Source organism: Granulicella cerasi, from assembly GCF_025685575.1.
Classification (GTDB): Bacteria; Acidobacteriota; Terriglobia; order Terriglobales; family Acidobacteriaceae; genus Granulicella; species Granulicella cerasi.
The window spans coordinates 564,614-579,150 of the sequence record NZ_JAGSYD010000001.1 but is presented as its reverse complement, the minus strand read 5'-3'; the positions used below and the strand labels follow the sequence as shown (position 1 = coordinate 579,150).

12 protein-coding genes are annotated in these 14,537 nt (G+C 61.9%); 10 read left to right on the top strand and 2 right to left on the bottom strand.

Going from position 1 to position 14,537, the window contains the following annotated elements:
• Positions 1-952 precede the first annotated feature (952 nt).
• The 3 genes from OHL11_RS02435 (at position 953) to OHL11_RS02425 (ending at position 3,092) form a co-directional block, all read left to right on the top strand.
• Positions 953-1,570, top strand: coding sequence for a sigma factor-like helix-turn-helix DNA-binding protein (locus tag OHL11_RS02435; RefSeq protein ID WP_263369886.1), 618 nt, complete (start codon positions 953-955; stop codon positions 1,568-1,570).
• Between the two features lie 382 nt (positions 1,571-1,952).
• A complete protein-coding gene (locus OHL11_RS02430; RefSeq protein WP_263369885.1) occupies positions 1,953-2,138 on the top strand; it encodes a hypothetical protein in 186 nt (61 codons plus the stop codon).
• 60 nt (positions 2,139-2,198) lie between these two features.
• Complete coding sequence (locus tag OHL11_RS02425) at positions 2,199-3,092, top strand: LolA-like protein (RefSeq protein ID WP_263369884.1); 894 nt, start codon at positions 2,199-2,201, stop codon at positions 3,090-3,092.
• Between the two features lie 101 nt (positions 3,093-3,193).
• On the opposite strand, the gene OHL11_RS02420 is transcribed toward OHL11_RS02425, so the two are convergent.
• Complete coding sequence (locus OHL11_RS02420; protein WP_263369883.1) at positions 3,194-4,222, bottom strand: Gfo/Idh/MocA family protein; 1,029 nt, start codon at positions 4,220-4,222, stop codon at positions 3,194-3,196.
• Between the two features lie 191 nt (positions 4,223-4,413).
• Complete coding sequence (locus tag OHL11_RS02415; RefSeq protein WP_263369882.1) at positions 4,414-4,614, bottom strand: hypothetical protein; 201 nt, start codon at positions 4,612-4,614, stop codon at positions 4,414-4,416.
• Between the two features lie 68 nt (positions 4,615-4,682).
• Between OHL11_RS02415 and OHL11_RS02410 the strand changes: the two genes are divergently transcribed.
• The 7 genes from OHL11_RS02410 (at position 4,683) to OHL11_RS02380 (ending at position 14,534) form a co-directional block, all read left to right on the top strand.
• Positions 4,683-8,066: a hypothetical protein gene (locus OHL11_RS02410; protein WP_263369881.1), complete on the top strand. Its 3,384-nt coding sequence runs from the start codon at positions 4,683-4,685 to the stop codon at positions 8,064-8,066.
• 65 nt (positions 8,067-8,131) lie between these two features.
• The gene (locus OHL11_RS02405) at positions 8,132-9,595 is read left to right on the top strand and encodes a terminase (protein ID WP_263369880.1); all 1,464 of its coding nucleotides are present in this window, start codon (positions 8,132-8,134) and stop codon (positions 9,593-9,595) included.
• 114 nt (positions 9,596-9,709) lie between these two features.
• Positions 9,710-10,588, top strand: coding sequence for a HipA family kinase (locus OHL11_RS02400; RefSeq protein ID WP_263369879.1), 879 nt, complete (start codon positions 9,710-9,712; stop codon positions 10,586-10,588).
• Between the two features lie 7 nt (positions 10,589-10,595).
• Complete coding sequence (locus OHL11_RS02395; protein WP_263369878.1) at positions 10,596-11,570, top strand: phytanoyl-CoA dioxygenase family protein; 975 nt, start codon at positions 10,596-10,598, stop codon at positions 11,568-11,570.
• Entirely contained in the window at positions 11,570-12,385 is an 816-nt protein-coding gene (locus OHL11_RS02390) for a DUF3037 domain-containing protein (protein ID WP_263369877.1), read from the top strand. Before OHL11_RS02395 ends, OHL11_RS02390 begins: the two co-directional genes overlap by 1 nt.
• A 175-nt stretch (positions 12,386-12,560) precedes the next feature.
• Positions 12,561-13,898 (top strand): phage portal protein, encoded by a 1,338-nt coding sequence (locus OHL11_RS02385; RefSeq protein WP_263369876.1) that lies wholly within the window; start codon positions 12,561-12,563, stop codon positions 13,896-13,898.
• A 105-nt stretch (positions 13,899-14,003) separates the two neighbouring features.
• Positions 14,004-14,534, top strand: coding sequence for a hypothetical protein (locus OHL11_RS02380; protein WP_263369875.1), 531 nt, complete (start codon positions 14,004-14,006; stop codon positions 14,532-14,534).
• The last annotated feature ends 3 nt before the right edge of the window (positions 14,535-14,537 follow it).

Genomic DNA, 14,537 nt, shown 5'->3' with positions numbered 1-14,537 from the left:
AGTAGGGCTTGCCAAAGGGGTGGGACGCAACACTTGCCGGGTCGGCCTTTTATCGCGCACACAGGACGATATTCGACAGCCCTCCCTCGACGAAGACCCGAGAGATATGGGTCAGCGGGAATCTCTTTTGGCTGTAAGGGTTTCGGCGAAATCGTGATGAAGAAGCTTGCTGCAAAGCGAAAATAAGGCGAAATATTTTGGCTAGGCAACTGCAGGGTTTCACGTGGCTTTTTCCGGAATAGGAACGGCTGCTAAGTGACGCATTAGCCATGATTTAGTGCATAGCGAAGGCGTGGCGAATGTTGTGGACGAGGCTCGCCGCATTGTACGGCGAAGCGATTCTAATTTCTTTCTTTGCAATTACTTAGGAGTTTCCACCAAGGTCTGTTGACATGTGGGGTTCGCGATTCCTATAACCACGAAACTCCCCTAGCGGTTGCGCCATTTTGGGACAGCCGAAAACGGGGGATTTTCTGCGTGAGCCAAGCGAATGATGGGGTGCACACTGGCTGCCAGTAGCATGGGGCTTGGTCACCCAGCTCTCTGGACTTTATTTGGGAGTGCGAACCCGAGGGGTTCGCCCAAGCAGCCGAGCGAGCCCTATTCGACCGCTGATAGCTGAGGCTCGCCGGGGACATAGCAGCAAACCCTGGAGAAGTGAGATGAAGGACTTTTGCGTTTTGAAGAAACCGGCGCAGACCGTGGAGTTGAAGGTCTGTGAGAGCTGCGGATCGCTGTGGCTTCGTCCTGTTGCGGGCGAAGGGGCGCGGCGATATTGCAGACCGTGCGTGACGTGGCTGAAGGAGTTTCCAGCTCCGGTGGCGAGGAGCACGCGCGGAAGGAAGAAGGGGTCGGGGACGTGGCGCGTGGGCAGGACGAGCGCTCGCGCGGGCGGAGGCCGACCGGGATGTGGAGCGGGGCCGGATGCGGCCGCGGCGGAAGGGGTGACTCGATGAGGGCGATGACTCTGACGGCGACGGCGATGACGAAGATGAACGATGAGAAGGAGCAGACGGTGATGATGGCGAAGAAGTCGAATGTGGTGATGTTTCCGGCGCAGCAGCGTGTGATGGGTGAGCAGGTGTTGCGCGAGGGATCAACGGGGCGCGTGGTGGTGGTGCCGCGGATGTGGGCTGTGGGCGAGCTTGCGGCAGCGCCCGTTGAGACGGCCAAGCCCGCTGAGGCTCCGAAGCCGGAACTGGCGTTCTATCGCAAGTACACGGAGGCGATGTTGCGCCGCTATCTGCGAATGGCAATGGAGTCGGGCCGCGTGCCGAGTCTGCTGGGTCGGGAGCTGTTTCGGAGCAAGGTGACGAGCTATCGGGTGAAGAGCTTCGAGGACGTCATCATCTTCTGCTTTGACATGGAGCGCTGCCTGGCGAAGCTGACAGGCGAGGAGCAGGAACTGATCAAGCGGATCGCGCTGCAGGAGTATACGCACGGCGAAGCGGCGGGGATGCTGGGTGTGAGTCTGCGGACGGTGGTGTCGAAGTATGGCAAGGCGATCGACCGGCTGACCGGGATGCTGCTGGCGGCGAAGATGCTCGAGCCGATGCATGGGCGGGCGTAGACGCGCGGTGGTTCTTGCGGCGGGGCTTCGGCCTCGCCGTTTTTTTAGGGTGCAGGTAGCTTTCGGTTTGGGATTGAGTTTTGAGTGACGAGTGGTGAGTGGTGAGTTTCGCTGTCAAGGGGTGACGGCTGGGGGGCAAAGCCGTAACGTGCTGGATTTGCGGGAGATAGGCAGGGATATTTTGTTTGCGTAGTTTTTCTGGTGAGGTTGGTATTCTGGATAGGTAAGTGAGGAAGCGGCGGCCCGACAGGGACTGCCGCTTTTGTTTTGGGTGGTGGGAATGGGGGCTAAGAAGGCGGTAGGGCAACCGAAGGCGGCGGAGAAGAGGGTCGAGGTGAAGGCCCCGGAGCGACCGCTGCGACCTTCGCAATGTGGGAAGTTCATGCGGAAAACACTGGCGGAGCACTTTCCGTCGGTGCTGGAGGGATTTCTGAACGCGGCGAAGAGCGGGAGCTGTCAGCATGTGAAGCTGGCGACGGAGTTGTTGCAGGAGAACGAGGCACAGGGCAAGCGGCGAGGCAAGGGTGCGGCGCAGCGGCTGTTTGAAGAGTTAGAGCGGGGCGGTTGAAAAAGAGATGAATCGGCAAAGGGTGCTCGGGCGTCGATATACTTGTTCCTTGAATCGATGATGGGATTTCGCACAGTATCGTTGGTGGCGGCTTTCGCCATTCTGGGCATACCGAAGAGCTGCTACCAGACAACGAAGCTGGTGCAGAAGACGATGGCTCCGGACATATATCACTCGACCTCTGTAGACCAGATCGAGAAGGATACGTCTGCGCGGGATGCGTCGATCAAGACGCTGAACGCGAGTGTGCTGATTACGGCCAGCCAAGGCGGTGGCAAGACGGGCAAGGTGGTGACGTACACCTCGTTCCGCGGGTACATCTTTGTGCGCAAGCCGAACGATCTGCGGGTGATTCTGCAGTTGCCGGTGCTGGGGTCGCGTGCGCTGGATATGGTGTCGGACGGAAAGATGTTCACGCTGGTGCATGCGACGGCCGGACATGGCGATGCGTGGATGCATGGGTCGAACACGGTGACGACGCCGTCGAAGAATGGGCTGGAGAACTTGCGGCCGGGAGTGTTCTTCGATTCGTTGCTGGTGCCGGGCGTGGCTGCAGATGAGTTTGTGAGCTTGAACGAGTCCACGCGCATTGTGCCGTTGCCGGACAAGAAGCGGGTGTCGATGGAAGAGCCTGACTATGACCTGACGATTTCGAAGGTGAAGTCAGGCAACGTGCTGCGCACGGTGCGTGTGCTGCACATCAGCCGCGTGGATATGCTGCCGTTTCAGCAGGACATCTATGACGAGCAAGGGCGCGTGGTGACGTCGGCGACGTATGAGAAGTACAAGACGTTCAATAACGTGCAGTTTCCGTCGGTGATCACGATGCAGCGGCCGTTGGACCAGTATTCGCTGAAGGTGGAGATCACGAAGATGACCATCAATGGCGAGCTGGAGGATGATCAGTTTGAACTGAAGCCTCCGCCGACGGTGACGGTGCAGGAGTTGAAGTAGGTTTGGTTTGAGTTGTGAGTTTCGAGTCTTGAGTTTGAGTAAGGCGGTTGGGATATCCCGACCGCCTTTTTGTTTTCGGGTGGGGTGATTCCGAACCCAGGTTAGAGGCCGGCGCGCTGATGGTGGGCGGCAATTTCAGCGTTGATGCGGAGGGCGAGCGCGAGGGCGGCTAAGCCGGCTTCGCCGGGGACGCGAGGTTGCTGGCGCGTGCGGATGCTGGCGAGGAAGTCTTCGAGCTCGAGGCGCAGAGGTTCGGCGCGGGGGAGGTCGAGCTTCTGCAGGTCGAAGCCGGTGGTGGGGTGGTTCGCCGGAACGGTTGCTGGGGGGCGGTAGCCGTTGGAGATTTGTTCGGCGAGCGCGGGGTCCACGGAGATGGTGAGGAGTTCCTGGCGGGCGAAGTCGAGCGAGAGATATTGATGCGGCTGGAAGAGGCGCAGCTTGCGGACCTGCTCGGTGGAGACGCGGGAGGCCGTGAAGTTGGCGACGGCGCCGGAGTGGAACTCGACGCGGACGTTGGCGATGTCGGTTTTGCGCGACAGGATGGGGATGCCGGTGGCGTGGACGCTGGCGACTTCTGAGCGCGCGAGGGCGAGGACGATGTCGAGGTCGTGGATCATGAGGTCGAGAACGACATCGACGTCGAGCGAGCGCGGGGTGAAGAGGCTGAGGCGGTGGGCCTCGAAGAACATGGGCTGCGTGAGATTTTCGAGGGTTGCGGTGACCGCAGGGTTGAAGCGCTCGAGATGGCCGATCTGCACGATGCGATCGTGTGCGCGGGCGATGGCGAGGGTTTGCTCGGCTTCTTCGAGAGTGGCGGCGAAGGGTTTTTCGATGAGGACATCGAGGCCGGCGGCGAGGAGCTGCTGCGCGACGGCGGCGTGATGGATGGTGGGCACGCAGACGCTGGCGGCGTCCAGGTCCAGCCGCGCGGCGAGAAGTTCTTCGACGGTGGCGAAGGCCGGGATGCTGTATTGCGCAGCGGCGGCGGTGCGGATCTCGGGCGAAGCGTCGACGACGGCGGTGAGCTGGACGTCGGTGGAGGCTTCGAGTTCGCGGTAGACGCGGAGATGGTTGCGGCCGAAGGCCCCTGCCCCGATGACGGCGATGCGTGTGCGGTGATTCGTTTCCACGGATTCAGTTTACGTGGGTCTCCCCGTACGCCGTAGAGGCGGTGGAGACGCATCTGCCCTGCGGCGATGAACGACGAAACGACGTGGAGGCGCGGGTGCAGGTCGCGCGGCGTATGGGTGGCTCTACGCGCGTGCATCCTGCGAACCCAGGTCTCAGACGCGAGACCTGGGGCACTTGGTTTGTGGAGGGCTTACTTTTCGACGGCTTCGCGGCAGCGCGCGTAGAGAGCGAGGAGGGAGTCGACCTGGTCCTCGTTCTTGGCGGCGGAGCCGGGGGCGAAGCCGGGGGTCGAGGCGGAAGCGGTGCGGCCCACGTTGGCGTGTGCTGCGACGAACTTGAGCAGGTCGAGTGCGATGTCCTGGCTGCTGCGATAGGCGTTGTTGTGTTCCATGAGGTCGATGGTAGCAAAGCTGCGCGTGGGTGGGCGCGCAAGGGAGAGATATGCGAAATGGAGGGGCGATGAAGAGTGGATGGAAGCGGTGGTCTGCGCTGCTGGCGTTTGCGCTGATGTGGGCGAGTCTGGCGACGGCACAGGTAACGACGACGGCGGTGAGCGATACGGTGTATCGCGCGGATGGAACGGCGGCGCAGGGTACGGTGTTGATCTCGTGGAATGCGTTCACGATGGCGAACGGCGTGAGCGTGCCAGCGGGCGTGAAGACGGTGACGCTGGATGCGCAGGGTGGCCTGCGTGTGGCACTGGCGCCGAACGCAGGTGCGACGCCGATGGGGAACTATTACACGGTGGTGTATCACCTGACCGACGGCACAGTGAGCAAGGAGTATTGGGTGATTCCGGTGACTGTGCCGGGTGGCGGCGCGGCGAAGATTGCGGGGGTACGCAATCAGGTCTTGCCCGCGAGCGTGGCGATGCAGACGGTGAGCAAGCAGTATGTGGACACGCAGATCGCGCAGGCGCAGATTGGTGCGATTCCCCTGGACAGCTCGCCGTATGTGTTGAAGGCGGGCGACACGATGAGTGGGCCGCTGGTGTTGCCGGGTGATCCGGTGACAGCGACGCAGGCGGCGGACAAGAACTATGTGGACACGAATGTGACGGCGGTGGCTGCGGGTATCAACGGCAAGGTGGCGCTGCTGCCGAGTGCAACGCAGGTGGTGTCGCAGCCGGACAATACAGAGCTGCAAGTGAATCGCTTGAACGGCGAGCTGTATGCGTCGGGGTTTGTGGCTTCGCCTTCGACGGATGGAGTGGCAGCGGCGCAGGCGAGCCCGGAGTGTGTGGCGGGAAAGTGCAGCGTGGTGATCGATGCCAACTATAGCGGCACGGGTGTGACGGCGGTCGCGAGCACCAGTACGCATGAGCACTTGAAGGACGAACGTGGGGCTGCGGAGTATCACCTGTATCTCGATCCGCATTCACCGTCGAGCGATGATGCGATTGCGAGCACGCAGCGTGTGCAATCGACGCAGCCCGCGGCGACGTATGGCGGCAATCTCTATGTGGCGGCAGAGAGCGCGGAGATCGATGCGTTGTCGGGCGGCAGCAATACGGCGCTGGCGAATGGCGGCAGCGTGCCTTACTTCAAATCGACGTATACGGCACAGTCGCTGACCGGGAACTACTACACGCTGGGTCAGCATTTGAACACGAGCTCGGCGGCGAACTGCTATGCGGTGGGTGATTGCATTGTGGAGTCGTTCTCGCTGAATGCGTCTGGTGGCGCTCGAGATGCGAGCGATGAAGGCTCGCATATGTTCGACTGGCTGACGTATGAAGATACACATCTCTTCCGCGCGACTTGTGCGAGTGGATGTACGCCGGGCTCGACGAGCCTTACGACGACTGTGGTGGCGGATGGTGGCACGCAGGGCGAAGGCCGCTACCTGATCGACACGAACCCGGCAAAGGTGATCTCGGTGGGGCAGCTGATCTCGGGTACGGTGACGACGCATGGGCTCGCGGATTTCAGCGGGTCGAGCTTTCCGGTGAGCGTGTTTCTGGCAACGGCTGCGGCTGCGAATCCACAAGCGACGAATGTGGCTCCAGGCACGGTGACGCTGCCGATTGCGACGAGCGGTGTAGCGAGTTACTTTGCGACGAATACGGCGGCGTTGCCGAGCACGAACGGTGTGGCTTGTGTGGCGGACGATGTTGTTCAAGGGCTGGATGAGCAGTTCGAGACTGCAGCGTTCCACGTAGTCGATGGAACGCATGTGCAGTTGACGCTGAACAAGCCGCATCAGAGCGGCGCGACGATTGCGGTAGGTGGCCTGTGCGGATACGGCATCGAGTCCAAGGTGGACACGGTGGGTGTGTTGAAACAGGTGTTTCCGGTGCTGGGCTCAACGAGTGCAACGGAGCTTCTGTATGCAGGCGGACAGACTTCAGTCATCGGTCGCATGCAAACGACGGGCGGGTATCTGAATGAGTCGTTCGCGGTGACGTCGATTGTGCGTTCGAGCAATGTGGCGACGGCGACGGTGAGCGGTGATGCCCGCGACTTGAGCGGCATGGCTGTGACACTGAGTGGAGCGAGCGATCCGAGCTTCAACGGAACGTTCACGATGACCTCGACCGCTTCGAACAAGTTGCAGTTCACCAGTACAGGTGCGGACACGACGACGAGCGGAGGCACGGTAAGTGTGCTGACCGGGAGCTACGCGCTCTATCCGATGGCCGAGGTGCTGAGCGTGATGAACGCCGGCACGCGTGCGATCGACGGTGCGTTTACGCTGGCTGCGAATACGGTGAACTGGGCTGCGGGCGATACGGTGGAAGAGCCGCATTACTTTCAGGCAGACGTGAAGCCGAGCTATGAGGTGGTGACGCGTTATCTGCCGCAGCGTAGCGGTAACTCGTCGCGCGGGTTGACCTACAGCGGCAATGTCGGTCCGGGCACGGAGGGCTTCAACGCCACGAATGCCAATGCGGCGACGGAGTATCGCGGCGAAGGCGGAACGCATCTGCTGCCATCGGCCGGTGTGGGCGTGAATGGCCCGTGGAAGTATGCGATGGATGTGGAAGCGGGCGAAAGCGCGGCGCTGCATGTGGGCTGCAATCTGCATGGGTGCAGCAAGTGGAACTCGACGTATGCGCTGATGCTGATGGATAGCGCGAGTGGCGCGACGACGGACGCGATCACCTTTGCACCGCAGACGCGCGAGCTGGAGTTCAACATTGCGGGTGGTGCGGCGTCGCTGGGAGTGAATGGCTTCACGACGACGACGGTGAATGCGCAGACGATGAACGTAACAACGCTGAATGCCACGAGCATCAACGGCGGTGTGAGCGCGAGTGCGATTACGACGGGCACGATTGCAGCGGCGCGTCTGCCGGTGTTTGGACCGAGCGGTGCGACTCATGCGGTGGGTGCGGTGCCGGATCCTGGAGCCAGCGCGGGTGCGACGCGCTATCTGCGCGAGGATGGAACGTGGTCAGTACCGATCGGCGGAAGCGCGTCGAACGTGGTGTTTGCGGACATGACGTACTCGACGAACTACGGTGCACAGGCGACGACGAACAGCAGTTTCTTCAAGATTCTGTTGCCGAGCGTGACGACGGACACGAGCGGCGCGTGGGACGCGACGAACAACGTTTATGTCGTGCCGGTGACGGGAACGTACCAGGTAGTGACGACGCTGCGTTTTGCGGACAGCAGTACGAGTGGCGTGAACTATGGCGTGGGCGCTGCGGTGGCAGTGGCGGATGTGCCTTCGTTCCTTTGGTTCACGACGCCGGCCGCGACGCGCAACGGCGCGCAGAACGTGCGCACGGTGCACTTGAATGCTGGCGACCATCTGCAGATGTATGGGTATGTCGATGGCACGGCGTTCAGCATTCAGGCGGCAGAGATGACGATTGCCCTGCTGAGCGCGAACTAGGGAAGAGACCATGCGGCGCTCGGAGGAGATGTTCGGGCGCCGCATTTTTGCAGGTGAGGAGTGAAGTGCCGAAGAAGCGGCGGACGGATGTGGAGTATCTGCTGGAGATGGGCCGTCGCATGGAGCAGGAACGCGGCTATGCGATGAAAGTGGCGCAGCGCTGGGTGCGCGTGCGCGATCGTCGCGGGAGAATGATTGCGCTGGAGGCGAACACGGCGCAGCGTGCGTATGAGCAGCGACGTGGACAACACAATATCGTGCTGAAGGCCCGGCAGATGGGGATGACGACGTGGGCGGCAGCGCAGTGTCTGCTCTTTGCGATAACGCACCCGGGCGTGATGGTGCTCGAGGTGGCGCATACGCGCGATGCGGCGGAGAGTTTGTTCGCGATGACGCGCAGGATGTGGGGAGTTCTCCCGCTGGAGATGCGCGAGGGTGCGTTGCGGCTGGAGCGGAGCAATAGCGCGCAGATGGTGTTTGCGGAGCTTGGGAGTGAGCTGCGCATTGCGAGTGCGGCCGAGGCGAATGCGGGGCGCGGGCTGAGTTTGCAGATGCTGCATTGCAGCGAGGTAGGGCGATGGCCTGGCGATGCGACGGAGACGCTTGCGGGTCTGCGCGCGGCGTTGGCGCCGGAGGGGCAGAGCGTGTTGGAGAGTACGCCGCAGGGTGCGTATGGGGCGTTCTACGAAGAGTGGATGAGTGGTGATGCGGTGCGGCACTTTATGCCGTGGTGGATGGAGCGAGCTTATGTGGGCGCGGCGGTTGATGTGCAGGCGATGAGTGCGGAGGAGTTGGCGCTGGTGCGGGCGCATGGGTTGAGCGCGGAGCAGATCGGGTTTCGGCGTGGGCTGGAGAAGAACTTTCGTGCGCTGCGGGCGCAAGAGTTTGCCGAAGATGCGGAGAGCTGCTTCCGTGCGACCGGGGCTTGTTGCTTTGCGGTGGAGGCGATTGAGGCCAGGTTGCGTGATACGCCCGGGGCCGCTGCTGTGCGACGTGGTGGAGCGTTGCGTGTGTGGTTGCCAGCGCGTGCGGGGCGGCAGTATCTGGTGGCGGTGGATACCGCTGGTGGCGTGGGTGAAGGCGACTTTGCTGCGGTACAGGTATTGGATATCGCAACGGGGATGCAGTGTGCGGAGTTGCAGGAGCGGTTGCGGCCGGCGGAGTTGGCACGGGTGGTGGCGGCGCTGGCGCGCGAGTATGGCGAGGCCCTGGTGGCGGTCGAGCGGAACAATCATGGCGCGGCGGTGATTGCGTATCTCGAAACGCAGGAGCGGTATGGGCGGCTGTACAGACTGCGTGGCGAGGCCGGGTGGTTGACGACCTCGGCCTCGAAGCCGGAGATGATAGCGCGACTGGATGCCTGGCTCGGTGAGCGTGCTGAGGCGGTGATGAGTGAGCGGTTGTTGCGCGAATGCAGGAGCTTTGTGGTGAGCGAGGGTGGTCGCATGGGCGCTGCGGCGGGCAGGCATGATGACCTGGTGATGGCGATGGCGTTGGGGCTTTGTGTGCGGGCGGAGATGGTGGGTTGAGGCTTCGAAGTCAGCTTCGAGCTTTCAGTTTGTCGGCCGTCAGGTTTCGATTTGAGTCGTGAGTGATGAGTTGCGCGGCGAGTTTGGTATGGTGGCTGGTGAGGTGACGTTGAGTTGGCGGTCACGGCGGTACAAGCCATTCAAAAGATGCGCGGCGGAGCGCAGAGCCAGTTGATGCTGGGCTCGGATGGAAAGCTGTGGGTGGTGAAGTTCAAGAACAACCCACAACATCTGCGCGTGCTGGCCAATGAGCTGATCGCGACGAAGCTGGCTGAGGCTGTGGGCCTGAGCGTACCGAAGACGGATGTGATCGAGGTGAGTGAATGGCTCGCCGAGAAGTCTCCGACGATGTCGTTTGCGCTGGGGCAAGGGCGGCATGAACGCTGCGTGCCGGGGCTGCAGTTTGGGTCACAGTTTGTGGGCGGACTGATGCCGGGGCAGGTAGTGGACTACCTGCCCGAGGGGCAGATGAGTGAGCTGCGGAACCTGCGCGAGTTCGCGGGCATGCTGGCTGTCGACAAATGGTCTGGCAATTGCAATGGAAGACAAGCGGTGTATGAACGCAAGCCACGCGAGCGGAAGTATCGTGCGGTGTTTGTGGACCAGGGGTATTGCTTCAACGCGGGCGAGTGGACGTTTCCGGACATTCCACTGCGGGGTGTGTTTGCGCGCAACTCGGTGTACCGTAGCGTGACCGGATGGGAGAGTTTCGAGCCGTGGTTGTCGCGGATTGAGGCGTTTGCGGCGGACAAGTTGTGGAGCATCGCGGAGTGCGTTCCTCCGGAGTGGTACGGCGGGGATGTGCGCGAGATTGAGAAGTTGATGGAAGCGATGCTGGTGCGACGCGCGAAGGTGCGGGAGTTGATTGTGGCGTTTCGGGAATCATCGCGGGAACCGTTCCCGAATTGGGGACGGTCAGTGAGTGTGAATGTGCCGGTGGCGATCGATGGGTTGGTAGAGGTGCCGGCGGATGCTGCGAAGTTTTTGATGTGAGGATGCGGTGGGTTTCGAGACGAAGGACCTGGCGGAGTATTGGGAGCGGAAGACGCGGCATGTAAGTGCGAGCGACGCGGCGACATGGGTGCGCGATATGACGCTGCTCGCCGGGCTGGGCCTGAATGTGCGCGAGGCGAACCTCTATCTGATGCAGGAGCAGCCGAGTCTCGAGGCGTTTCATGCCTGGGTGATGGAGCGGAGCGGCGAGTGGTTCGATGACACGGCGGTGGAGCGGGTGCGTGCGGCGATGCGGGGCGAGGTGGTTGGGGCGCCGTTGTCGCTGGAGGGTGTTGAAGGATTGAGTGAGGAAGACCTCGCGCACTGCGATGAGCATGGGTATGTGGTGCTGCGCGGGGCGATCAGCGAAGAGGATGCGAGAGACTCGGAGGCTGCGGTGTATGAGCAGCTGAAGATGGATCCGAACGACGCGGAGAGTTGGTATGGCGCGGAATTGGGGCACACGATCTGGGTACCGTTGTTGCGTCATGCGGCGTTGGTGAAGAACCGTAGGTCGGCAAAGGTGGCGAAGGCGTTTGCGCAGTTGTGGGGGCGCGAGGATCTGTGGGCGACGGTGGACCAGGCGGGGTTCAATCCGCCGGAGCGCGAGGGGTGGCCGTTTCCGGGGCCGCATCTGCATTGGGACACGACATTGGCGGAGCCGCACCACTTTGGCGTGCAAGGGGTTTTGTATCTCGTGGACGTCGCCGAGGATCAAGGCGCGTTTTGTTGTGTGCCGGGGTTTCATCGGTCGCTGGGAGATTGGTTGAAGCGTGTGCCTGCAGGAGACGATGTGCGGGAGTATGCGAAGCGGAGTTTGACGTCGGAGCTGATGCCGGTTGCGGCGAAGCGCGGTGATCTGGTGCTGTGGCATCAGTCGTTGCCGCATGCAAGCAGCGCGAACCGTGCGGAACGGCCGAGGGTGGTGCAATATATGTCGATGTGGCCGACGAGCTTTGCGCACAACACGGAGTGGGCGTGATGGCGGACAGGCTGCAGTGCGAATTCTCGCTGATTCGGTATGTGCCGGATGTAGTGAAAGGCGAGTTTGCGAACATCGGCGTGGTGCTGCGTGCGCCGGATGGTGCGGCGCAGGTGAAGTTCACGCGCGACTGGAGTCGTGTGCGCTGCATGGATCCGGATGCGGACACGGAGTTGCTGGAGGCGTTGGAGGCGGAGATTGCGGCGCGGCTGGAAGCGGGCGTGGTGGAGACGGTGAATGCGAAGCCGATTGTGCAGACGCTGGAGGATTCGCTGTCGAACAGCGTGCAGTTGACGGAGATGCGCGCCACGCTGGCAGAGAGCGTAGTGGCCGAGATGGAGCAGCTGATGCGGATGTATGTAGAGCCGCTGAAGGTGGCTCGTGTACGGCAGAAGCAGAGTGGGCGCGCGTTGATTGCGGGTGAGATGCGGGATGCGTTTGAGCGCGCGGGTGTGTGGAAGCTGATGCGTAAGAAGATTGCGGCGTCGCAGTACACGCAGGCGGGTGATCCGCTGAAGCTGGATTGCGGGTATCGCAATGGCAAGGTGCGGATGTTTCAGGCGGTGTCGCTGGAGAGCGACGTTGAGGGCGCGAAGGGGTTGGCATATTCGGCTTCGCGGTTGCGTGGAGGTGTGGCGCGTGTGGAAGGTGTGGAGCTTGAGTTGACGGCCGTGGTGGAGCGTCGCGCGACGGTAGGTGATGAGGAGCAGTATGCGTTTGGCTTGAGCGTGATGGAGCGCGAGGCGATTCGGGTGTTGACGGTGGCGGACCTGGCGCGGGCGGCGGAGACGGCTCGGTATGAGTTGAAGGTTTGATGCGGAGATCTGTGGCAGCCCACCCGTCCGCCAGGAGCGGTGTACGGATGGGGCAGCCGGATGTGTGGCTGGGGTTGATTCGAGTTTTGAGTCGTGGGTTTTGAGTTGTGAGTTGAGAGACAGATGTCAGGCGTGATCCTTCGGGATTGCGCCTTTTGCTTTTTGCGGAGGGGTGATGGGTTGGAAAGATGTGTGGTCGAGGGTGGCGAAGATGGAGGCCGAGGGCGAGCGCAAGACGGTGAGTGTGCCGCGAGGGTTGGCGCTTTCGCCGACGCGTGTAGCGTATGCGGCGCCGAAACCGACGGTGGAGAACCTGCGGCGATTTGCGGAGACGCCGGTGGCGCGGAGGGCGTTGAACTACATCAAGAACCGCATCGCTTCGATGGAGTGGCGCGTGGAGCCGCGTGTGATCGCAGTCGGCGATGAAGGTGTGGAGCAGCGCCAGCGCGTGGCGGCGGTGGTGCGATCGCTGCAGGCGCCGAATGCGAGCGATAGTTTTCAGACGCTGCTGGAGCAGGTGATCGAAGACATTCTTGTCGGTGGCTTTGGCTCGGTGGAGATGGAGTTGAGCGGCGATGCGCGCAGGCCGGTGAATCTGTATCCGGTGGATGGGGCGACGGTACAGGTGAATGCGGAGTGGAATGGCGATGCGACGACGCCGCATTATGCGCAGATGCGCCATGGGGTGGCGAGTGCGGCGGTGCCATTGCTCGATGACGAGCTGATGTATGTGCGGCTGAATCCGCGAACGCATACGGTGCTGGGACTGGGCAAGCTGGAGGTGGCGTTTGAGGCGATCACGCAGTTCTTTCAGGCGCATCGGTATGCGGGCAAGCTGGCGGCGAATGGCGTGGCGCAGTATGCGTTGTGGATGAAGGACCGCACGCCGGAGCAGCAGGAGCGGTTGATTCGCTGGTGGCAGGACGAGGTGGAGGGCACGGGGCGCGTGCCGGTGCTGAGCTGCGACGAGAAGCCGGAGGTGCTTCGCTTTGCGGGTGGCACGGATGCGGACCTGCATTTGCAATGGCAGCAGTTTTTGCTGGCGATGATTGCGAATGCGTTCGATCTGCCGCCGATGATGCTGGGGGTGTTGAACGATGTGAATCGCTCGACGGCTGCGGAGATGGCGGATGAGGCGTTTCAGAATGCGGTGGTGCCGCTGGCGCGGTTGATCGCGGAGCATGTGACGCGCGATGTGATCGGCAAGCGGTTGGGCTGGGATGATCTGCGGTTTGTATGGAGCGAGCTGGAGAGTCGCGATGAGATGCAGGAGATCGATGCGCAGTTGAAGATGCTGGCTGCGAAGGTACTCACGGTTGCGGATGTACGCGCGATGCGTGGACTGCCTGCTCTTCCTGAACCTCATCCGCCTACGCCTGAGGAGATTGCGGCGCAGAAGCAGCAGGCCGAACGCGCGGAGCATTTGTCGCTGTTCAAAAGCGGGGTGCTGACGCGTGATGAAGTGCGTGAGCGGCTTGGGTTGCCGAAGTTAGTCACGGCAGACGCGGCGTAGGGTTTGGTCCAGCTTTCCGTTTTGCAGCTACCAGCAGCCAGTTTTGATACGAGTTGCGAGCTACGAGTCGTGAGGTATGAGTTTTGGATTGCTGAGGAGGTGGATGTGGAGAAGACGCATCGTGAGGTGGCGATGCAGGTGGCGTTTCCTGAGGTGGAGAAGCATCCGAACCGGCTGCCGTTTGAGGGGTGTTTGACGCTGGTGGATGAGCCGAGCGATAAGGCCCCGAGTGGAGCGCGTGGGCATCGTGTGGTGTTGACGCGTGAGGCTGCGGAGGCGGCCATGCCGAGTCTGCTGGGAATGGCGGTGGACTACAAAGCCGGTTGGGATGGGCATGATGCGCGGCAGAAGTGCGGCATCATCACGAGCGCGCGGATGCATGGGCGAAGGCTGATGGTGAGTGGCTTCTTGTTTGCGCGGGATTTTCCGGAGATGGAAGAGCGCATGGGCGGGGCTCGTGCGACGCAGAGCGAGATGGGCATGAGCTTTGAGCTGGCCGATGCGCATGTGGCCGATATGAAGGCGAGCGTGTGGACGCTGACACGAGCGACATTTACGGGTGCGGCGATTTTGTTGAAGGACAAGGCGGCGTATCGGAAGACTTCGTTTCGGTTGCGGCGTCAGTGTCGCGGATAGAGG

Bases quoted from the DNA above. Each gene is read 5' to 3' on its own strand.
- OHL11_RS02425 (WP_263369884.1), top strand. From the start codon at position 2,199: ATGGGATTTCGCACAGTATCGTTGGTGGCGGCTTTCGCCATTCTGGGC.
- OHL11_RS02415 (WP_263369882.1), bottom strand. From the start codon at position 4,614: ATGGAACACAACAACGCCTATCGCAGCAGCCAGGACATCGCACTCGAC.
- OHL11_RS02430 (WP_263369885.1), top strand. From the start codon at position 1,953: ATGCGGAAAACACTGGCGGAGCACTTTCCGTCGGTGCTGGAGGGATTT.
- OHL11_RS02410 (WP_263369881.1), top strand. From the start codon at position 4,683: ATGAAGAGTGGATGGAAGCGGTGGTCTGCGCTGCTGGCGTTTGCGCTG.
- OHL11_RS02385 (WP_263369876.1), top strand. From the start codon at position 12,561: ATGGGTTGGAAAGATGTGTGGTCGAGGGTGGCGAAGATGGAGGCCGAG.
- OHL11_RS02390 (WP_263369877.1), top strand. From the start codon at position 11,570: ATGGCGGACAGGCTGCAGTGCGAATTCTCGCTGATTCGGTATGTGCCG.
- OHL11_RS02435 (WP_263369886.1), top strand. From the start codon at position 953: ATGAGGGCGATGACTCTGACGGCGACGGCGATGACGAAGATGAACGAT.